The 21,312-nt window shown below is 60.9% G+C and carries 17 protein-coding genes; 5 read left to right on the top strand and 12 right to left on the bottom strand.

Annotated features, from left to right (window positions below):
- Nucleotides 1–3: 3 nt before the first annotated feature.
- The 3 genes from DXB53_RS00360 to DXB53_RS00370 form a co-directional block, all read right to left on the bottom strand.
- Nucleotides 4–2,685, bottom strand: a complete 2,682-nt coding sequence (locus tag DXB53_RS00360) for an RNA helicase (protein WP_117582888.1) — start codon at nt 2,683–2,685, stop codon at nt 4–6.
- Between the two features lie 309 nt (nt 2,686–2,994).
- Nucleotides 2,995–3,834, bottom strand: coding sequence for a tRNA (guanosine(46)-N(7))-methyltransferase TrmB (locus DXB53_RS00365; RefSeq protein ID WP_117582889.1), 840 nt, complete (start codon nt 3,832–3,834; stop codon nt 2,995–2,997).
- 118 nt (nt 3,835–3,952) lie between these two features.
- Entirely contained in the window at nt 3,953–4,825 is an 873-nt protein-coding gene (locus DXB53_RS00370) for a hypothetical protein (RefSeq protein ID WP_022094355.1), read from the bottom strand.
- Nucleotides 4,826–5,092: 267 nt separating this feature from the next.
- Between DXB53_RS00370 and DXB53_RS00375 the strand changes: the two genes are divergently transcribed.
- The 4 genes from DXB53_RS00375 (at nt 5,093) to DXB53_RS00390 (ending at nt 9,595) form a co-directional block, all read left to right on the top strand.
- The gene (locus DXB53_RS00375) at nt 5,093–5,815 is read left to right on the top strand and encodes a helix-turn-helix domain-containing protein (protein WP_117582890.1); all 723 of its coding nucleotides are present in this window, start codon (nt 5,093–5,095) and stop codon (nt 5,813–5,815) included.
- Nucleotides 5,815–6,711 (top strand): DUF4097 family beta strand repeat-containing protein, encoded by an 897-nt coding sequence (locus tag DXB53_RS00380; RefSeq protein WP_158556471.1) that lies wholly within the window; start codon nt 5,815–5,817, stop codon nt 6,709–6,711. The genes DXB53_RS00375 and DXB53_RS00380 overlap by 1 nt, the downstream gene beginning before the upstream one ends.
- A gap of 97 nt (nt 6,712–6,808) precedes the next feature.
- Nucleotides 6,809–8,716 (top strand): elongator complex protein 3, encoded by a 1,908-nt coding sequence (locus DXB53_RS00385; RefSeq protein WP_117582892.1) that lies wholly within the window; start codon nt 6,809–6,811, stop codon nt 8,714–8,716.
- Complete coding sequence (locus tag DXB53_RS00390) at nt 8,717–9,595, top strand: spermidine synthase (protein ID WP_117582893.1); 879 nt, start codon at nt 8,717–8,719, stop codon at nt 9,593–9,595.
- Between the two features lie 27 nt (nt 9,596–9,622).
- Here the strand turns inward: DXB53_RS00390 and DXB53_RS00395 are convergent, their stop codons facing one another.
- From DXB53_RS00395 to DXB53_RS00435, 9 genes are all read right to left on the bottom strand, one after another.
- On the bottom strand, nt 9,623–12,067 hold the full coding sequence (locus DXB53_RS00395; protein ID WP_117582894.1) for a DEAD/DEAH box helicase: 2,445 nt from the start codon (nt 12,065–12,067) through the stop codon (nt 9,623–9,625).
- Between the two features lie 116 nt (nt 12,068–12,183).
- A complete protein-coding gene (locus tag DXB53_RS00400; RefSeq protein WP_117582895.1) occupies nt 12,184–13,488 on the bottom strand; it encodes an ATP-binding protein in 1,305 nt (434 codons plus the stop codon).
- Nucleotides 13,481–15,235, bottom strand: a complete 1,755-nt coding sequence (locus DXB53_RS00405) for a TerB N-terminal domain-containing protein (RefSeq protein WP_233503764.1) — start codon at nt 15,233–15,235, stop codon at nt 13,481–13,483. Before DXB53_RS00405 ends, DXB53_RS00400 begins: the two co-directional genes overlap by 8 nt.
- 87 nt (nt 15,236–15,322) lie before the next feature.
- Nucleotides 15,323–16,108, bottom strand: a complete 786-nt coding sequence (locus DXB53_RS00410; protein WP_233503765.1) for a DUF554 domain-containing protein — start codon at nt 16,106–16,108, stop codon at nt 15,323–15,325.
- 49 nt (nt 16,109–16,157) lie between these two features.
- Complete coding sequence (locus tag DXB53_RS00415; protein WP_117582896.1) at nt 16,158–17,588, bottom strand: hypothetical protein; 1,431 nt, start codon at nt 17,586–17,588, stop codon at nt 16,158–16,160.
- 18 nt (nt 17,589–17,606) lie between these two features.
- Entirely contained in the window at nt 17,607–17,888 is a 282-nt protein-coding gene (locus DXB53_RS00420) for a hypothetical protein (RefSeq protein ID WP_117563505.1), read from the bottom strand.
- Nucleotides 17,872–18,471 carry a hypothetical protein gene (locus DXB53_RS00425; RefSeq protein WP_147330884.1) on the bottom strand — a complete coding sequence of 200 codons (600 nt, stop codon included), beginning with the start codon at nt 18,469–18,471 and terminating at the stop codon, nt 17,872–17,874. Before DXB53_RS00425 ends, DXB53_RS00420 begins: the two co-directional genes overlap by 17 nt.
- A 90-nt stretch (nt 18,472–18,561) precedes the next feature.
- Nucleotides 18,562–19,071, bottom strand: a complete 510-nt coding sequence (locus tag DXB53_RS00430) for a hypothetical protein (RefSeq protein ID WP_117582898.1) — start codon at nt 19,069–19,071, stop codon at nt 18,562–18,564.
- Entirely contained in the window at nt 19,068–19,364 is a 297-nt protein-coding gene (locus DXB53_RS00435; protein WP_089573322.1) for a hypothetical protein, read from the bottom strand. Before DXB53_RS00435 ends, DXB53_RS00430 begins: the two co-directional genes overlap by 4 nt.
- A 346-nt stretch (nt 19,365–19,710) precedes the next feature.
- Between DXB53_RS00435 and DXB53_RS00440 the strand changes: the two genes are divergently transcribed.
- A complete protein-coding gene (locus tag DXB53_RS00440; RefSeq protein ID WP_117582899.1) occupies nt 19,711–21,312 on the top strand; it encodes an FAD-binding oxidoreductase in 1,602 nt (533 codons plus the stop codon).

Genomic DNA, 21,312 nt, shown 5'->3' on the forward strand with positions numbered 1-21,312 from the left:
CGGCTAGTCCTCGATCAAATCTTCGATAAAGCCGACACGGTAGTTCTTGAAGATGACCTCGCCACCGTCTTGCGTGGCGTCCAGATCGACATCGCCCATGATGCCAAAGTCGTGGTCGCCATCCTCGTCGGCAAAGATCTGGTGCACATGCCATACGTGCGCGGTCTTCTCATCGGACTCGTCGATGGAAAACATCGCGGCGCTGCGGGCATCTCCGTCGGTGAGGATTTCCTCGTGCTGCTCGTGGTAAGCGTCGAGTGCTTTTTGCCAGCGAATTTCGCTCATGCCCCAGTCGTCGTCGAGCTCGCCCAGGTCGCGAACATGCTCGCGGGCGGCAAGGGTCACGCGGCGGAAGAGTGCGTTGCGCACCAACAGCGTGCAGCCGCGACGGTCCGCAACGACCTCGTCGATGCCCTGTGGCGGTGCGGCGTCGAGTGCAGCGGGGTTGCCGGCGTTCTCCCACTCGTCCACCAGGCTCGAGTCCACCGAGCGCACCACAAAGCCCAGCCACGAGATAATGTCGCGCAGGCGCTCGTCGCGCTTCTCGATGGGCACGGTGCGGTCGAGTGAACGGTAGGCCTCTGCCAGGTAGCGCAGCAAAATGCCCTCGGAGCGGGCGATGCCGAGCTTTTGGATATAGCCCTTAAAATCGCTCGCGCTTTCCAGCATATTGCGCAGGACGCTCTTGGGAGAGAGCTGGTAGTCGTTGGCCCAGGGCACTTCCTGGCAGTACTTGTCAAAGGCGGCGTCGAGCAGATCCTCGAGCGGCTTTTCATAGGTGACATCCTGAATGCGCTCCAGGCGTTCCTCATATTCGACGCCGTCAGCCTTCATTTCGGCCATCGCGCGGTCGCGCGCGGCGCGCTCCTGTGCGCGCAATACCTGCTTGGGATCCTCGAGCGTTGCCTCGACCATCGAAATCAGATCCAGGGTATAGGTCTCGCTCTCGGGATCGAGCAGCTCCAACGCGGCAAGCAAGAACGGCGAGAGCGGCTGATCGAGTGCGAAGTCCTCGGGCAGATCGACCGTCAGCGCATAGTCGATGTCTGGTGCGGCGTCAGTCGGGGCGTCGGGTACGGGCGGCACCTCGGTGCGAACGACGACGCCGGAATCGATGAGCGTGGCGAAGATTTCGTCGGCGCGAATCTCGAGCTTAGCTTTTTCCTCGGGAGTCTGCAGGCTCGTCTCGATGAGGTCGTGTACGCGGGCTCGGGCATCGCCGCCCTGCTCGACCACGCTAATCACCATGGAGTGCGTGATGCGTAGGCGCGGCTTAAGCGTTTCGGGCTGCGTCTCGATTAGGCGCTCAAAGGTCTGCTTGTTCCAGGTGACAAAGCCCTCGGGGGCCTTTTTCTTTTTAATCTTACGGAGCTTTTTGGGGTCGTCGCCCGCCTTGGCCATAAGCTTGGCATTCTCGATTTCGTGCTCGGGTGCCTCGGCGATGACCATGCCCTCGGTATCAAAGCCCGAGCGGCCGGCGCGACCGGCAATCTGATGGAACTCGCGGGCGCGCAGACGACGCATCTTATAGCCGTCGAACTTGGTGAGTGCGGTGAGCACCACGGTGTGGATGGGTACGTTGATGCCGACGCCGAGCGTATCGGTGCCACAGATGACGGGCAGTAGGCCCTGCTGTGCCAGGCGCTCGACCAGTAGGCGATAGCGTGGCAGCATGCCGGCGTGGTGCACGCCGACGCCGCAGCCGAGCAAGCGCTTGAGGATCTTGCCAAAGGCCGTCGAGAAGCTCGTGCCCTTGGCCGCCTCCTTGATGGCCTCGCGCTGCTCCTTGCTGGCAATACCAAAGTTGGCGAGGGATTGCGCCGTCGCAAGTGCGGCGTCCTGGCTAAAGTGAACGATGTAGAGCGGGGCCTCGCCGCGGCGCATAGCGAGCTCGACGGTGCCCTCGAGCGAGGTCGTCACGTAGTCGTAGCTCAGCGGCACGGGGCGTGGGGCATCGACGACCAGATCGCACGCGGCGCCGGTGTGCTCCTCGAGTGAGGCGGCGATCGCGGTGACATCGCCGAGCGTGGCGCTCATGAGCATGAATTGTGTGTGAGGCAGGGTGAGCAGCGGTACCTGCCAGGCCCAACCGCGATCGGGGTCGGCAAAGTAGTGGAACTCGTCCATGGCGACGCAGCCCACATCGGCATCTTCGCCCTCGCGCAGCGCGTCGTTAGCAAGGATCTCTGCCGTGCAGCAGATGACGGGCGCTTTGGTATTGATATGCGTATCGCCGGTGATCATACCGACGTTATCGCGGCCGAGCACCTGTACCAGGTCGAAGAACTTTTCGCTGACCAAGGCCTTGATGGGGGCCGTGTAATAGCAGCGCTTGCCCTGCGCCATGCCCATAAAGAGCATTCCCAGCGCGACGAGCGATTTGCCCGATCCGGTCGGTGTGCCCAAAATGACGTGATCGCCGGCAGCCAGGTCCATGAGGGCCTCTTCCTGGTGGTCCCACAGCTCAATACCGCGATTGCTCGTCCATTCAAAGAAGCGCTCGAAGGCCTGGTCGGGCGTGAGCCATGGTTCGGGCTCGCTGCGGTCTTCGGGCTCCCACCAGGTGGGGGAGAGCGCGCCGAGCGAACCGAACTCTGCCTCGGTTCCCGTGCCGCCCGAGAATGAGCTGGCGGCCCCGGCGCCGGAGACGGTGCTGGCGACGGTATCTGTCGTAGTCTGTGCCATGTGGTTGCTTTCTCTCGCGATTGTCCGCCAACTATTATGGCGTAGCGTCGCATCGATGCGTTCGCAGGCAAGAAAATGCAGGAAATGGGCGTTCTGCCCAGCCGTTTAGTGTAGTCGCTAGCCAAGTGAGTAGACTATTTGCGATATTGCGAGCACATGGCTTTTGCGTAAGGGCTCTACCTGCGGTTTTAGTTTTCGTTATGCGGGCTGTGCTTGGCTATTGCAAAAAAGTCTACTCACTTAGGTTTGAGGGCCGTTCGCTGGCGCCTATTTGTGCTTGTTTGCCGACGCCGCGACCATCAGAAGCCCCTAGGACTCCTGCGGTAAGCGCTTCTTGCCTTTGCGAGCACGGTTTCTAAAGTTCTCGACGGCTTCTTCCATGCCCAGGGGTACATAGGTGAGCTCATCGAGGTTATCGGGCAGGTAGCAGGCAAGGCTTTGCTCCTGCGCGCGTCCTACTGTGAGCTGTTCGTCGGTTGGCTGCGCTCCGGGCATGGCGCAAATGCCATAGACGACGGCACCCATCTCTCGCGTGCGGCATTCATATTCGGTCTCGGGATGCTCGGGATGGTCGCGGCGGACGTCATCACTTACCCAAAGCGTGTCGTAGCCCGCCGCGGCAAACTGTCCCAGGGCGTAGTCGCGCAATGGCTTGCTGTCGGTGCGCAGCGTAACGGTGGCGCCGTCTGAAAAGAGCGGGCGGTAGAGCATCAGATGGTCGACATGGACGAGTCGTTTTTTGGCGTACTTGGCCTTGGGCTGCGGCGTGGGAAAGTTGATGGTGATGGCATCGAGCTCGCCTGCGGCAAACAGCCGTGGCAGTGATGTGGCGCCTCGGGGCAGGACAAGTGCGTTGGTCAGCTCCTGCTCGCAGATTTTCTGTGCGGCATAGGCGATGCAGATAGGCTCCTGGTCCATGCCGATAAAGAGCGTGTTTGGCTCGCGGGCCGCGCGCTCTACAAGGTACGTTCCCTTGCCACAACCAAGATCCAGGTGAAGGTGCTCAAAAGGCTTGCTGCCAACTGGCGCGCAAGCCGCGCGCCAATCTCCGACATAGGCCTCGGGGTTCGTCTCAATCGCATCGGCGTAGCGCTCCAGGCGCTCCTCGAGCACAAAGTTCTTAGGCGTGCGGACGTGGACGGCTCCCATGAGGCTCCTTGGTCATAAGTATGGAACGCATAGCTGCGCGTTCCGTCAATGGTTTGAAAAAGGGTGGACATAGTTTGCCCGAAAGATGTGGTGCGGTCCGGCGGCGAGTCGTCGGTGCCTACAGGCGCTTGAGAATCACATAGCGGTTGAGCTCGCCGCTGCGACCGTCGGCATGGAAGCGCTCAAGCTCGCGTACGGGAACCTCGCCACTCTTGTAGAACGTACGTACGCCGCGCACCAGGTCGGTGATCTGCTGATCGTCAAAGTGATGGCAATAGCGGTAGGCGTGGCGGTCGTTTTGCCAGCCAATGAGGTGGTCGCCGGCTTCAAACTGCGCGGAATCGTAACCCTCAAACGGCGGGGTGAGTTCGGCGCGGGCTTCGGCTCGAACGGCCTTGCGCGCCATGCGCTCATCGTTCATAAACTCCCAAAAGCTGATGGCGATGATGCCGCCTGGGCGCGTCTGACGTACCAGGGCGTCGAGCACGCGTACGCGGTACTCGCACGACGGCACGTGGTGCATAAAGCCAAAGCAGACCGAGATGTCGGCGAGCGGGGCGTCGAAAAGCACGTCGGGTGTCTCGGCGGGGTTGAGCTTCATGAGGGCGTCGAGCACGTCGAGCTCCTGGAAGTGTAGGTTGGGAATGCGCAGCGCGTGGCCATGGGCATCGATGGCCAGGTCTTGGCACGAGTCGACGCCATAGAACTCAAACGGGCAGCTGGCATCTGCCGAGGGGTTTGCCCCGTCGACGCCCTTGGCGGCAAGTGCGCCGCCGGCGGCAAAGTTCTCAAAGCGCATATTTCCGCAGGCAAGATCGAAGACGCGGACGGGATGCTCGATCGTGGCCACGTCGAGCTGCTCGAGCGCGATGTCCATAGTGCGCACCCAGCCGGGCCACGGGGCCTGGCGCGTATCGGAAAAGGAGGCGGAGTGCTCGCGATAGAACGTATTGTTGAGCTGGATGAGCGATGAGGCGAAATCGCGGTTCACGGCGCGGAACTCCCTCCGTTGGCGGTGCGGAATAAACAGTACGACCATACTACCGTTAACGCCGCAACGGGGACAACCGAGCCGCGGGTCATTGCTTTGTTTGGACACATTTCCGCAGCTCATATGCACCCGCAACCGCCGGTTGTCAAAAATCTCACTAGAATAGGTGGCGTGCTTTTGGCGGTGGCGGATACATTTTTAACTGTGCAAGGCGCCTTAAGAACAAAAACGGTCCGGCGGCACGGCTGGCATCACATAGGAGGAACCATGAATGTAGAAACTGCGCAGCGGCTCGCCGACCTTCGTCGCAGCAAGGGTTTTAGTCAAGAGGGGCTGGCGCGAAAGCTGGGCCTGTCGCGTCAGGCGGTCAGTAAATGGGAGCGTGCGGAGAGTTCGCCCGATACCGAGAACCTGATCTCGCTCGCCAAACTCTATGGCGTGAGTTTGGACGAGCTCCTCAATCCGAGCGATGAGATCGAGGACGATATCGAGTTTGAGAACGAGGACCGCGCCCGTCAGCGCGAGGCCGAGGCGGCAGAGCGCGCCCGCACCCATGAGGCCGCGGCACGCGCCACCGAGGCGGCAACGCAGGCAAGTGACGCGGCAGCCAAGGCGGCGCAGGCGGCAAGCTGGAGTGCACAGGCCGCCAATGCCGCTACGGCGCAGGTGACGGGTGCCGGTGCGGCCGGCCCGACTCCGGTGAAGGGTCCGTTCCAGTCGTTCCCGTACTGGGCCGTGTGCTGGCTGCTGTTCTTTTTGCTGATGTTCCTGTTTGGCGCCGGCCCCTTTGCCGCGCTGATTTTCTTCACGATTCCCATCTATCACTGGGTGGCACGTGCGCTCGATGGCGATTGGGCGCGCGGGGATATTCAGGTTGGTCCGGCGCCGGCGGTCGCTAGGACTAAGGGGGAGGACGTTTCCACAGCGGTTGACGCTGACATGGCTGCCGCGACCACCGCTGAGTCGAGTGCCAAAGAAGGTGATGAATGATGAAGCTCTCGCATGAGTCTAAGAGGCGCTTGGGCATTGGCATCGGAGCGTTTGTGCTCATCATCGGGCTTGTCTTTGGCATTTCGCGGACATTGATTCATTTTGATGGTCCGTGGGATCTCGACGATGTTGTATCCGGCTTGTCTGGTATGGGCGATGCGTTTGACGAGGACGATTCCTTGAATAGCGGTAACTATTCCGCTCGGCCTCAACAGCTTTCGAGCGAAACGTTTGATGCCGACGCGTTCACATCACTTGACTTGGACGTGACGTCGGGCACGGTCGAGGTCAAACACGTCTCCGGCGGGCCGGTGCGCGTAATTGAAAGCGGTCGCGTGGCAACGGGGACCGTCGCCTTCGATGCGGCAACCAAAAATCTGGCCGAGGTTAAGGGTTCTACGCTCAAGATTCGCCAGTTCGATTGCGATGACGAGCGCGCCATTGACCGCACGGTTACCGTCGAACTGCCGCGCGAAGTTGCCGATAACATGGTGGGCATTACAGCGAATGTAGGAGCGGGCGATCTGACGGTCACGGACATTGCGTGTCATGACCTCAGCCTGACGTTGGACTCGGGAGACGTTGAGTTTGCGGGCACCGTAACCGACACCTTGGATGCCGAGGTCGGTTCGGGCGATGTGGCGTTCGAGCTCTACCAGGCCCCCGCGAAGTCGATGGACGTAAGCGTGGGCTCGGGCGATGTGGAGATATCGGTTCCGAACTCTACGGGCTTTAAGGCGAGCCTCACCGTGGGCAGCGGTGACTTTGAGAGCGATTTCCTTCCGCTTGGCTACGATGGCGAGACCATATTGAATGCTGAATTCGACAACGGTGACAAGTCTGCAACGTATCGTTTTAAGGTCGGTTCGGGCGACATGTCGTTCGAATCGGTGTGACATGCGGTTTTCGGAGATCGGTGCATATAGGCATGCTCTTTGATGGAGGCGCCGGGGCCGTGACTGGCTCCGGCGCCTTTGCCTTTACAATGGGGGCATGGAACAGATTATTTTGAACATACTCGAGGCTCTGCGTCGCGGTGAGACCGTGGACGACAAGGCGCTCGTCAAACTGATACATGCCGAGGCGCGCCGTGAGGGTGCCGACAAACGAGATCTGGCCAAGCGCCGTCTGCTGCCGTTCTACCAGCGGGTTAAACGTGAGAAGCCGGCTCGTTGGGCTGGATGGAATGTCGATGCCGAGCTGGAGCGTCAGCTGCTGCAGGTGCTGCGCATGAAGCCGCGCCGCACGGCTTCGGGCGTGGCGACCATTACCGTCATCACCAAGCCGTGGCCCTGTTCGGGCGATTGCCTGTTTTGCCCCAACGATCTGCGCATGCCCAAAAGCTATCTGCATGCCGAGCCGGCATGCGCCCGTGCGGAGCAAAACTGCTTTGACCCGTATTTGCAGGTGAGCGCTCGTCTGACCGCGCTTTCGCAGATGGGGCATGCGACCGACAAGATAGAGCTCATCGTGCTCGGTGGCACCTGGAGCGACTATCCGCAAGGGTATCAGACGTGGTTTATGTCGGAGCTTTTCCGTGCGCTCAATGACGATGCCGTGGCTGGTGTGGCGGCTAACCCCATGTTGGCGCGTCCGGGCATCAGCCGTGCCGAGGCGGGGCGCCTGCTCGATGACGCGCCCGCCGATGCCCTGCCGCCGGTGGTAACAGAGCGCCGCGAGCGCTATCGGGCTGCCGGCATTGCGGCTGACGAGGCTGAGCTTGCTGCCGGCGTTGCCGACGAGCAGGAGCGTGTGGATGCTGCCGTGGGCGGCTATAACCGCGCGGTGCGTCGTCTGTACGGCCCTGGTACGCCGTGGGGCGAGGTCACCGAGTGGCAGACGGCAACGATGGAGGAGCTCGAGCGTCAGCAGCGCATCAACGAGACGGCGAAGCATCGCGTGGTGGGACTCGTTATCGAGACGCGCCCCGATGCTGTAACGCCGCAGGCCCTCATGCTCATCCGCCGCCTGGGCTGCACCAAGATACAGATGGGCATCCAAAGCCTTGACCAGCATCTACTCGATATCAACGAGCGCCGCATTTCGGTGACACAGATCGAGCGGGCGTTTTCGCTCGCGCGCCTGTTTGGCTTTAAGATCCACGCTCATTTTATGCTCAACTTGTTGGGCGCCACACCCGAGGGGGACAAGCGCGACTACGAGCGCTTTATGACCGAGGGGGCCTTTATGCCCGACGAGGTCAAAGTCTACCCGTGTGCGCTCATCGAGGGCTCGCGCCTGGTGGGCTGCTACGAGCGCGGCGAGTGGCGCCCCTATACCGAGGAAGAACTGCTCGATGTGCTGGCCGATGACATCGTGGTGACGCCGGCATTCTGCCGCATCAGCCGCATGATTCGCGACTTTAGTTCCGATGACATCATGGTGGGCAACAAGAAGCCCAACCTGCGTCAGCTCGTCGAGAACCGCCTGGCTGCTCGGGGTGACGGTGCGACGGTGCGTGAGATTCGCTATCGCGAGATCAGCACGGCGGGTGCCGACCTGGATGAGCTATCTCTTGATGAGGAAGTAGCGTACGAGACGCCGGTGACTTATGAGCGCTTTTTGCAGTGGGTGACGCCGCGGGGCAAGATCGCGGGCTTTTTGCGGTTGTCGCTGCCCGATCGCGCTTTTGTTGCCGCACATGCGGACGAGCTGCCGACGATGCCGGACGAGGCGATGATTCGTGAGGTGCACGTGTATGGCATGGCGGCGCGCGTGGGCGATCAGGGCCAGGCAGCGCAGCACCATGGATTGGGACGTTTGCTCGTGGAGCGTGCGTGCCAGATAGCTCGGGACGCTGGCTATACGTACATCAACGTGATCAGCGCGATCGGTACGCGCGAGTACTATCGCCATCTTGGATTTTATGACCATGGCCTTTATCTGCAAAAGGAGCTCTAGATGAACAAGCCGAGTGTTTCTGCCGGCGTCGTTGCCGGCGTTGCTCTGGGAGCCGCGGCGCTTGGTGCGGCCGCTGTCGCTGTTCGTGCTGCCTGTCTGCAGGTCGCGAGGACCCGCAATGGGCTGGCACGTGTGAAGCGCGTGCACGATGAGGGCGGCGACGAAGTTCGCGTATTGGTGCAAGGCGGCGTCTACCAAAGCGCGAGCTATGTTGGCGATCGTTGGGCGGAGCCAGTCTTTGCGTACTATCGTGCATTTGACGATGTGTTTGAGGCCGAGGACGCAATGCGTGATGCTTACGGGCATGGTATCGACCGTATGCTCATGCTGGGCGGCGGCGGGTTTGCCTATCCCAAGTTTGCGCTGATGTCGCACGAGGGCCTGCGCATGGACGTCATCGAGTATGACGGAGAGATAACGCGCTTGGCGCGCCGTTGGTTCTATCTGGATGAACTGGAGCACGCGGTGGGCGATCGCCTGCGGGTGATTACCGCTGAGGCTCGCTCGTATCTGGGTGTGACGAGCGTGGGCCATCGTCGCTACGACGTGGTCGTGAGCGATTGCTTTGGCGGTGCCGAGCCCGTGCGCGAGCTGGCGACCGTTGAGGCGCTGCGCCTGGTGCGGGGCAGCCTGAACCCCGGGGGTATCTACGTGGCCAATATCGTGAGCGCAAACGAGGGGAGCGATGTGACGTTCCTTCGCGACTGCGCTGCCGCGGCACTCGAGGTATTCGTCCACGCCTGGGTGGTCCCATGTGGCGATGCGAAGTTCAGCGGCGAGGAAAACTACCTGCTCATCGCCAGCGACGGCGACTACGCCTTTGCCGAAGCCGTGCCCTTCGACACCGACTTCCTCGGCGCCGTCCTTCACGACAAGTAAGTCTCCCCGTCCCAAAAAAGACTGGTCTTAGGCGTGGTCGCGCCAGCCGTGAACGCGCTGCTTCATGCCCTCTATGTCGAGCACGCCTTCGGCAAAGCCCTTGCGCACAAGCTCTTCGGGAACAAACTCGTCGTAGCGGTCAAAGTAAGGCACCTCGCCAGGATAGACGAGCTCGATGGGATCGAAGTCCTTTTCGGCCTCGGCGGCGAGCACCTCAAAGAACGTCTCCTCGTCGGCCTTCATCTTAAACTGCATAAAGTACGGGCGTGACGGGTCGAGTCCGCGAAGGCCCAGCTCAGCGGCGCATTTGATTTTAAGCATGCGCTCGAGTGCTAGGAAGGCGTAGCTGCCCAACCAGGGGAAGAGCACCCAGGTGTCGCCACCCAGGTTGATGAGCGGCTTAGTTCCCGCGCCCGAAATCTCGGCGGTATGACGAGCCTGCGCCAAGCGAGCCCGTGCGTTACCCATAAGGTACGGATATGCTGCGTGCTCAGTGAGCGCTTGGCGCATGCGCTCGAGCACATGCGTGTTAATGTCGCCGGGGCAGTCGCCAAAGTAGGCCGGCACCCGGCCCTTGACCTGCGTGGCAAAGACAGTGTGGCGCTTCCAGTCCACTTCCTCGACAATCCAGCAGTGTCCGGCGATGGCGATGCGCTCACCGGGCGGGGGCGGATTAACGATCGTGCCCAGCTCAGCCGATTCGCTCCGGACGGTAAACTCCTCGTTTTCCTGGAACACGGCGTAGAACTTAAAGTTGTTGATGATGCGCTCGCCCGCGAGACCCACGATGAGCCCGCCACCTTCGGTGACCTGGATATGGTCGATCTTAATGAGGTGACGTAGCAGCACACGGTAATCGTCTGCCGAGACACGGTGGAAATAGCTGAGCGTGAGCACGCGCTGGGCAAGTTCGGCCGGCGTGAGCTCGCCGGTGCTGGCGAGGGTCGACATAGTCTGGTGATAGAGCAGGCTGTAGGGGAGACGATCGAGCTCGGGTGGCTCGACCCACTTTTCCTCGCGATAGAGTTGTACGAGCGCGATACCCTGCAGGAGCTTCCAGGGAATGGTTTCGGGCATCATCGTGCGCGGCTCGGGCTCTTCCTCGCGCATGACAAACCACATCTCGGGCGGAAGATCGCGACGGCCTGTGCGCCCCATGCGCTGCAAAAAGGAGCTGACGGTAAACGGCGCGTCAATCTGGAAGGCGCGCTCCAGGCGGCCGATATCGATACCGAGCTCCAACGTAGAGGTGGTGACGGTTGTCTGCGTCTGCTCCTCGTCGCGCATGAGCTCCTCGGCCGTCTCGCGTAGCGATGGCGAAAGATTGCCGTGATGGATGAGAAAACGGTCGGGCTCGTGCCGGCTCTCGCAGTAGCTGCGCAGCATGGAGCACACGGCCTCTGCCTCCTCGCGCGAGTTGGCAAAGACCAGGCATTTGCGACCGCGCGTATGCTCAAAGATATAGCCCATGCCGGGGTCGGCGTTGTCGGGCGCCGTGTCGGTGGGGTTGAGAAGCGCCTGCTCGGTCGCTCGTGGGATGTCGACTTCGCCCTCGGGGGCCGAGGAAGTGCGACGGTCTTTGGGAGCGGCCTTGCCCCGCGCCTGCTCACGACATTGACGGTGTTCTTCCTGTGTAAGCTGTCCGCTGTGGCACATGTCTTGTCCGGATGCGGGCAACGCCGCGGGCGCCGCCGTCTCAATACGCTCGCAAGCAAGCACCTCGGCTTCTTGTGGACCTGTGCCTACGAATCCTCGTTGCTGAGCCTGGGGGCCCGAGTTGTAGAAGTGCTCCATGGAGATGCGCCACACGCGGCGCGGTTCCCCAAAGCGGGGGATAACGCAGTCGCGCCCCGTTCCCTGCGAGAGAAAGACGCCCGTGCGCTCGGGGTCGCCGATGGTGGCAGAAAGGCCGATGCGTCGGGGCTGCACGCCTGCCATGCGTGAGAGACGCTCGATAAGGCAGAGCGTCTGCCCGCCGCGGTCGCCGCGCATGAGCGAATGGACTTCGTCGATAACCACATAGCGCAGGTCGCAAAACATGCGCGGGATCGCCATGTGCTTATGGATCAGGAGCGCCTCGAGCGACTCGGGCGTAATCTGTAGGATGCCGCTCGGTTTTTTGATGAGTTTGGCCTTGTGTGATTGCGAGACATCGCCATGCCAGTGCCAGACGGGGATATCGGCTTCTTCGCACAGGTCGTTGAGGCGGACGAATTGGTCGTTGATGAGCGCCTTGAGGGGGCCAATGTAGAGGGCGCCCACGCTTGCGGGCGGGTTCTCCCAAAACTCGGTCAGGATGGGAAAGAAGGCTGCCTCGGTTTTGCCGGAAGCCGTGGATGCCGTCAGGAGCACATTATCTTGCGTGTTAAAGATGGCATCAGCTGCTGCAACCTGGATAGAGCGTAGGCTCTCCCAATCGTGGGAGTAGATGAAGTCTTGGATAAACGGGGCGTAGCGGTCAAAGGCGTTCACGGGGCCTCCTTTCAACAACGAATCTCTCAACGCGGCTGGCAACGGCTTGCTGCATTACTGCTTCAACGTTTGCCCAGATAAAACCTGCCAAAATAAACCTGTCCCTTTTTGGTAGGTTAGATGGTGAACTCGGCGAAGTTGCGGTCGCCGCCTGCGGTGCCGGTGTCGCCTGTTGCGGCTGCCGGCGCCAGCGCGTCGCCGCCGACGCTTTGCAGCAGCTCGGCCACATTTGCATCGGGGTTCTGACACAGGATATCGAGCAGCTCGATAAAGTCACGGATAACCTCACGCGGCGTCAAGTGCGTATCGGTTCCCACGCGGCCGAACTCAATCTTGAGAAAGTCCACCAAGTCGTTTTCGGCAAGCGTGGGCGTCCAGCCAAAGTAGCCGGCATGGATCTGCATGAGTTTTTCGATGAGCACCAGTAGCTCCTCGTAGGTGAGTGGCTGCAGGCGGATGATGGGCGCGAGCATGTCCTTAAGGTCTTCGCGCGCAAAGCGGCCCTGAGCGAGTCGGCTGCGCAGGGCCTCGTAGGAGAACACGCCGCGGCGGCGGTCTTCGATGGAGGTTGGCGTGCCGCCCATGATCATGCCCAGGTACTGCGCCTTGCCCTGGAGCGTGTCGTTGTACATAGTCAGGATCTTCTCGTAGTTGTATTGGCGCGTGATGGCGTTGGGAATCTTATACAGATTCACGAGCTCGTCGATGAGCACCAGCATGCCCTTGTAGCCACTGCAAACCAAAAAGCGCGCAATGAGCTTAACGTAGTCGTACCAGTCGTCATCGCTGATGATGGTCGAGGAGCCCAGCTCGGCGCGTGCCTCGCTCTTGGTGCGGTATTCGCCGCGAATCCATTTGGTCACGCGGCTCATGGTCTCTTCGTCGCCCCCGGATGCGGCCATGCGATAGCGGCGGAGCATGCGGGTGAAGTCGAAGCCGTGGACCATCTCCTCGAGCGGGGCCAGTTGGGCATTGACGACCGACTCGTCGACGTCGGCACACGAGGCGACCCAGCGATCCAGAATAAGGTTGAGCGCACCGCCCTCGGGGCGCGTCTTGGTCGATATATTGCGGATGAGCTCGCGGTAGGTGGCAAGGCCCTGTCCCTGACCGCCCTGCAGGCGGCGCTCGGGCGACAGGTCGGCATCAGCGACGACGAATCCCTCGCCCATGGCGTGCGTGCGGATAGTCTGGAGCAAAAAGCTCTTGCCGGCGCCGTAACGACCGACCAGAAAGCGGAAGCTCGCGCCACCGTCGGCGATGAGACTCAGATCGGTGAGCAGGGCGCGGATCTCGACCTCGCGCCCTACGGTGATGTAAGGAAGGCCGATGCGCGGGACCACGCCGCCCTTGAGCGAGTTGAGAATGACGGCAGCGACGCGCTTGGGCACGCGAGGTGCTGCGGATGCGGTATCACTCATGGTCTAGGTATCCTCTCACGTCTGCTTCGTAGTCCTCGATAATCTGCGGCCCTGCTGCGCTAAATTCAATTACGGTGTCGCCCACCAGGTCAAAGAGCGCCTCGTTGATGGTATCGACGAGCATGTCCTCGCTCTGCTCCGATTGCACTACCGCCGATTCCGCCTGTACTGCGTTGTGCTCGAGCAGCGCGCGGAGATAGGCGTCTGCGGCGGGCGCGAGTTCGTTTGTGGCGTCAGCGGGCGTAGCAGCTGCGAACGCGGGCGTCGGCGCGAGAAGCGGTGCCACGACACCAAACTGTTCGGTGGATATGGTCGGCTCGTCGGACTCGTCCTGCCCTGCGGCCGCCGCGACCGCCTCGACCGTCGCGTCGGCTACGGGCTCGGCTTCCGGTTGCCCTGAGTCCGCTGCCTCGGCTTCTGCGGACGCGCCGTCCTCGCGTTCCTCGTCGATCAAAAGCGCTTCGCGCGTTTGTGCGGCAGCGCTCCGAATGTGCCCCAGCTGGCTCAGATCGATATCGATCTTGACGGGCTGGTGTGCGGCGTCCCACGAAAGCCATGCCACAATCTCGTCATCGATAATCTTGGCCAGATATTTGGGGACCTTTTCTTCCTTCAGGGGATGGGCGGGGTCCAGGGCCAGGCGCAGGCGTTGGTCGCAGGCGCGCATCATCTCGCCAAGTTTGCTGCTCTTTTGTCTGCTGCCGTGAATCCGCATGCATTCCCAAAAACCGTTTTGGCAACGGTAGATATGGATGGGGTCCAGACGGTATTCGCAGTCCTCGTGGCGCTCGGGCGCAAAGAATACGGCCGAGGCAAACATGGTGTAGGGCATTGCCGTCTCCTCCCCAAATAAACTTGCCACGATGCCGGTCTTTCGGTGCGTGTCATAGTAGCGCGCCATGCGGACATACACGGCGCACGCCACGTGGCGCAGATCGCGGTGGTGGCTGCGGTCGAGCCGCGAGCTACTTAGGTTGTACGTGGAGAGGGCGTTGATGGCGGCCATGAGTCGCTCCTCGCGCACCTCATCGGGCGGAAGGGGGAGCGTGGGCTCGGAGGTTTTGCGACGCTTAGGGGTCTGGCCGGACGGTGCCGGTACAAGGTCTCGTGCCGCGCGCCGCAGTTCGATAAGGGCGTTATCGAACATGACGGTTTTAGAGTCGCGAAGCAGCTTGGGGTCGAGCCCGTGGAACACGGCGTAATCTTGCAGCCACACGCGCGCAAACCGGTCGATGCCGGGCTCGAAGGCGCGATAGACATCCCAAAAAGCCTTGATCTTGTTAAAACCATCGAGTGGATTATCTACGCCAATGCCGCAGATCAGCTCATAGAGATACAGAAAGGCAAAGGACGTAGACGTTTCCTCGACGGTTCCGCGGCGCACTTGGGCACGCCAGGTAAAGTAGCCGCGCAGTTGCCGGTCGCTCATGGCGTTGTAGGTGGGAAAGTACGACTTAAAGGTGCCGTTGTAGGGACAGTCGTCCTCAAAGCCGGCCATCAGCAGGCCCTGGCGGTAAAAAAGCTCGGCTTCCGAAAGCCAGCGGCCCGCACCGCCCTTGGGGTCATCCTGCCAGCGCGATATCTCGCGCATTTTACGGTACTGGTCGGGGAGGAAATTCTGCATCTGTCGGCCGGTTTTGAGAATCGGCTCGTCTGCGTAGGTTTCGTTTGAGAAGCGGGCGGACTGATGGGTCCGGGCCTCGGCCATAATGCGCTCGATGAGCATCTTGATGTCCTGGTCGGCCACCGCTCCTCCTCTCGAACGCAGCTACGGTGACCTCATATCATAGCACAGCATCAAACAGATGTTCGAGATACCGCTGCGTTGATAGATTTAGAACAGGAGGGCGTATATGACGGCGATGACGACGGAGGGAAGCATATTGGCCGTGCGGAAGGTCTGAGGACGGATGAGGTTGACGCCGACGCAGAAGATGAGCATGGAGCCTACGAGCGAAAGGCTGTTGAGGGCTGCTGTGGTCATGATGGGGGAGAGCGCGCCGGCAAACAACGTGATCGTCCCCTGGAACACGGCGACGGGCAGGGCGGAGAAGATGCAGCCGCGGCCAAGCGAGGCCGTCATGGTGCAGACGATGATGCAGTCCAGTGCGCCCTTGAGGGCAAGCGTTGACCAGTCGCCGAGCAGGCCGTCCTGGATCGATCCCACAATGGCCATGGCGCCGATGCACACGGTGAGTGAAGTCGAGACAAAAGCGTTGGTGAACTCGTTATCGCCCTCACTGCCAGTCTTGCGCTTGAGCCATTCGCCAAGGTTCTCGATGGAGGCCTCCAAGTTGATGGCCTCGCCGATGAGCGAACCGAGCGCAAATGAGACGATGAGCATGGTGGTACCGGTGGTCGCTAGCGCCTTTCCATCGATGATGAGCATCTTTTGCATGGTGCCGCCCAGGCCGATAAACAGGACGCACAGCCCCGATGCTTTCATGAGCGTGTCTTGGATGCGCGGTGTAATGAAGCGGCCGCCCGCTAATCCCAAAAGACCGCCCGCAACTAAAAGCGCAACGTTGATGATTGTTCCCAAGCCCGGCATGAGCCCTCCTGTATTGATGCCAACGTGGCAATCGTAGCAGAACGAAATGCGAGGCACATCGCGACTCATCTAATACGTTATATAAGTGGTATTAGGAATGATGCGCAGCATTTAAGCCTCAGGTGGTTGTCGGGACATAGGGGTAGTAGTCAAAGCGCAGTGTCATAAGCCGCTGCGGGGATTCAATAGCCGCGGCGATGATATTGGCATCGCGGGCACGATCAAACCCTTCGAGTTCGATCTGATACGAGACGTCTTGCATAATGTCCAGACGTCGCCAGGCTAGAAGTGTGTCGCCATCGAATTCCAAGGTCTTGCCTCCGTCTGGGGCAACGGCGTATAGACGCAGTTTAGCGGTGGTTGCAGGGTCGACAACCGTGACCTTTTTAATTTCGTTTCGAGTATTCTTGGCGCCCAACAAGGTGAGCAGTGTTGGGGCCACGACCTCGCCCGATGGCAAAAAGACGACTTCGATGGATTCGGGAAATGCGATGATGGCCGACTTGCGGACGGGCTGATTGGCGGCGGCAACTTCGATGTTTGCAGCATCGATGACCTCTGTGTGGTCGAGGGCGGCAAGCACGCAGCAGTTACCTTCATCGATCTCCTGAGGATCAGCAAGCCCCAGACTGTCCGCGAGCTCGGGATCGTTTGGACCGGTAGCGGGCTCATTCGGTGCTTCGAAAGAAGCTGGGACGCTGTTTGTCGGCGACGGCGTGTCGCCCGCACCTGCTTCTTTGTCCGTGCTCTCTTCTTGTATGGTTGCGTTGATGGGTTCGTCGTTTGAGGGGAGCGTCTTGGCGTCAAGCGCGGAGGGGACAATCCCGACGGCTCCGGATCCGTTCCACTCCATCTCGAGAAGCGCCGGGTCGGCAAGAATGCGTTGCCTGCCTAGCGTGTGGGTATCGATCGCAATAGGGCCTGCCTCCGTCCCGCGCGTAAGGCTGAGCGATCCGGCTGGCTTCTCGAAATGAATGTCTGTGTCTTCGGTGCTGGCGGCGTAGAACAGCAGGGATGCTTCTCCCGCCGCGATGGCATCGGTGCCCGCCTTGGTCAGCCGCAGCGATGCCGTGAATGAGAGGGTGGGCTGCACATCGTCTGCATTCGCGGCGGCGCAGCCCAGACATATACCGCCTCCTTTCTCGAAAAACGCACCGTCGAAGGCGACCTTCGCTCCGTTCGCCGAGTCATCGACCGAAGCGATATCGATGCGCAACCCCAAATCGCACGGATCGCCATCTGCATCGAGCACAATCGAGCGCCACGTGCAGACGGCGCACCCCGCCTGGGAGCCGTTTGCCTTGTTCGAACGATTGATATCCACGACTATCGAGCCGTCCGTATTACGACGAAGGCATCCCGAGGTTGAGATTGCGGCCTGTGCGAACGAAAAACGCTTGCACGCAATGGCGCTCGACGGATTTGGTGCGGAGCTTAGGGCTGCTGGTAAGGAGTCTGCCATGACGGGAGTCGCCCAAGCGGCGACAGGCGTTCCGGTTGCGAGCGCGCCGCAGAGTGCGACGAGGGGCAAAAGGTTCTTCGATGCCATGGGGTCTCCTTAGCTAATTTAGTGCGGCCTGTCCGTGTTTCGTTTCTGGCTGCGTTTGATGTGCAGACCGAGGCCGGCGGTTCCCGCGCCTGCTGTCGTGGCGCCTGCTGCCAAGAGCCATCGTCTGTCGTCTGTCTGTGCCAACGGTTCCTTGCAGTTGCCGCGGTCGAGCTCCGAGAGGTCGACCGTCACCTGCGTGGCGGCCTGCGCCTGTTCTTGCTGGGCAAAGGCCATGGCTGGCCCAAACGCTAGGATACTGACGGCGGTGGCCAGGGCGACGGCCTTATGCCGTGTGCGCACCGGGCTCGACCGTCCAGGTGATCGTTGCAACTTGATCGCCTTCGCCGGTTACGCGGAAGATGTCGCGCGTGACGCGGGCGACGTTTCCGCTTGTCTTGAGCTTAATTTTGTCCGTGCCGCCGGCAATGCCCTGGTAGCCCATGTCGAAGGCTGCATTCTTGGAAAGATCGAGGCCCGTTTCCTGCATTGCGGCGCTGGCGTTCTGGAGTGCGCCGTCGGGGCCGACCTTAAAGTCGATGGAATTCTGCGCGGTTCCGGCCTTGGCGTCGGCGGCAATGGTCCAGGTGTTCATGGCGTCGATCTTCATGTTGGTGACATGGATGCCGTAGGCCGAATGATTGTCGATGGTGGTCGCGTCTTCTGAGGGGCCCTGAAGCGTGCCGTCGGCCTTGGCGACGAAGGGAATAACCGTCGGAACTTTGAACTCTACGTTGTCGATCTCGGTCCTGACCATTACTTTCGTTGTTCCAGCGCGCCCGGCTGCCATAGCTGGCGTCGGGGCGGCGCCCATTGCGAGCGCGAGCGCGAGCCCTGCGCCCACGACGAGCGCTCTGGCTCCGTTCATGTTCCTGGTGATGTCCATGGTCGTTCCTTTCTATTCGCCGCGGGCCGTCCCCGCGATGATTGGACGAATGCTGATGAATTGCGCGCGGTGCCGCGTCGGCTGAAAAAGCTAGTTCTCGGTTTGCTCAACCCGTACCTTGACACGTGTCGGATTGCCGTGGCTGTCGAGGGTCTTGGCATCGAGTGCCTGAATCTCGATGTATGCCTCGCCTTCTTTGATGTCGCCGGCGGGGCACGTCTCGATTGTCTTGCCGGTCTCGACCACACCGGATTCGTACATGGTCTCGTCGTTTTGGATGACGCGGAATCGCTGGGGAAATTTATTGTCTTGGACGTTTTGCACGTTGACGCGCAGCTTGCCGTCCTCCTGTAGCTGAGCGACCGGCGCGACCGAAATCGTCATCATGTTGTCGCGGACGATGGCATCGAGCTCATCTTGGATTTCTTGTCGCGATTTGCCCTCTGCCGTCGTGACTGAGGCGCCCGCTTCGGGCACGGGCTGCGACTGCCAGGCGTATAGCCCTACGGCGATGAGGGCGCAGACGATAGCCAGGCAGACAACGACGAGTTTCTTGCGACGCCCCAGTCCTGCGAGGCGGGGCGGCTTCTTCGCACTCATGCGGCGTCCTTGGTGGTGTAGACACGTGCGAACGTGGACGGGTCCGCTCCAAAGAGCATGTGAAGCATCAGGCGGCGCGAGTAGATGAGCTCGTCAAAGTCGTGAGGGAGCTCGATGTCGTGGATACGCGCGATGTGGTGGGCGAGCGCCGAGAACGACTCGGGGTCGCAGATAACATCGGTGGTGACGTGGTAGACCGCCGTATCGGGGAACGCCTCTTCGTCGAAAGGCAGGAGATAGGGATCGTCGTCGACCTCGATGGCGACGCCGTACTGGGGCCAGTAATATGCCATGGGAACCTCCCTGCTTCTGGGGCCAAAACTTCTATCGGTTTTGGCTGTCGACGCCGACCGTATCAGCCGCTACTTGACCAATTTCTGACCAAATGCTTGACGGATTGACATCTCCGCAGGTAAAAGGTGGAAAAAATTACTTCAACTTTTTTCGAGCGACAATCGAGCGGTCGGCGACGGCGGGGCGATATGTGTCAAAAGCATCGTCTGCCGAGGAAATCCAGCCGCTCGCCGAATTGCACGAACGTAAAAATCGCCAATTATGGAGACGGTCTCGAACACGTCGACGAAACGATGCGGTAACATCTCCCTGCAAACACTGTAGTTAGCTAAAGGGGGAGTTCGCGTGTCTGCAACCATCAAACCCTTCACCGACGAGTTCGAAGAGTATGGCCGCGATGAATCTCGCGCATCGGGCGAAGCATCGAGCATCTCGTTTCCGACAACGGAAAACGAGGTCCGTGCCATTTTGGAAAAGCTCCATGCCGAGCGTGTCCCGGTAACGGTTCAGGGCGCCCGAACCGGCCTTGCCGCCGGTGCCGTGCCCCACGGCGGGCATATCCTCAATACTTCCCGTATGAATCGCTACTTGGGCCTTCGCCGCGATGAACAAGGCCAATTTTTGCTGCGCGTGGAGCCGGGCGTTGTGCTCTCGGAGCTGCGCAAGCAGCTGAGCAAGAAGATGCTGCCGACCGCTGGTTGGGACCAGGCATCGCTTAAGGCCTACGATGAGTTTCAAGAGGCCCCCGAGCAGTTCTTTCCCACCGATCCCACTGAGGCGTCTGCCTGTCTGGGCGGCATGGCGGCATGTAACGCCTCCGGTGCCCGCAGCTACGCCTACGGCCCCATGCGCCCACATATCACGGGACTCCACGTCGCGCTGGCTGATGGCGATTTGCTTGAGCTCCAGCGCGGCGAGGCTTTTGCCCAGGGCCGCCACCTGTCGCTCGTGACGGCAGCAGGCCGTGCACTCGAGCTCGATCTTCCCGACTACACCATGCCCAAGACCAAAAATGCTTCGGGCTATTTCGTTGCTGAAGATATGGATGCCATCGATCTGTTTATCGGCGCGTGTGGCACAATCGGCGTCATAACCGAGCTCGAGATTGCCCTGCAGGCGGCGCCTGCGGTCGTTTGGGGCGTGAGCTGTTTCTTTGACAGCGAAGACAAGGCCGTGTCCTTCACCGATTCTGTGCGTCCCGTCCTGCCCCACGCGGCTGCCATCGAATATTTCGATGCGGGCGCCCTGGATATCCTGCGTCGTCAGCGTGAGCAGTCGACCGCGTTCGCCTCGCTGCCGGCGCTCGACAAAGAGGCCAAGGTCTGTGTCTACGTGGAGCTCGACTGCGACGACGAAGTTCAGGCGACTGAGGAGCTGTATCACTTGGGGTGGGTACTAGAGCTTGCGGGCGGCAGCGACGATGCGACATGGGTCGCGCGCACCGAGGTCGATCGCGAGTGCCAGCGGTTCTTCCGCCACGCGGTGCCCGAGAGCGTCAACATGCTTATCGATGAGCGCCGCCGCATGGATCCCACCATCACCAAGCTGGGCTCGGACATGTCGGTGCCCAACGCACGCTTGGGCGATGTCATCGGCCTTTATCGCCGCACGTTAGCCGAAAGTGGGCTTGAATCTGCTGCCTGGGGGCACATCGGTAACAACCATCTGCATGTGAACATCCTGCCGCGCGACGCGCAGGACTACCGTCGCGGTGGCGAGCTGTTTGCCCAGTGGGCTGCGGAGGTAACGGCTATGGGCGGTGCCGTTTCTGCCGAGCACGGCGTCGGCAAGATCAAGGCGGGCTTCTTGGAGACGATGTACGGCCACGAGGCCATGGTCGAGTCGGCGCATCTCAAACTCCAGCTCGATCCTGCCGGCCAGCTGGGTCGCGGCAACCTGTTTACGGAGAAGCTCTTGGATGAGCTCGTCCAGAAAGGGGGCGCGTGA

The sequence above is a fragment of the Collinsella sp. OM04-5 genome, assembly GCF_003439125.1.
In the GTDB taxonomy this organism is placed as follows: Bacteria; Actinomycetota; Coriobacteriia; order Coriobacteriales; family Coriobacteriaceae; genus Collinsella.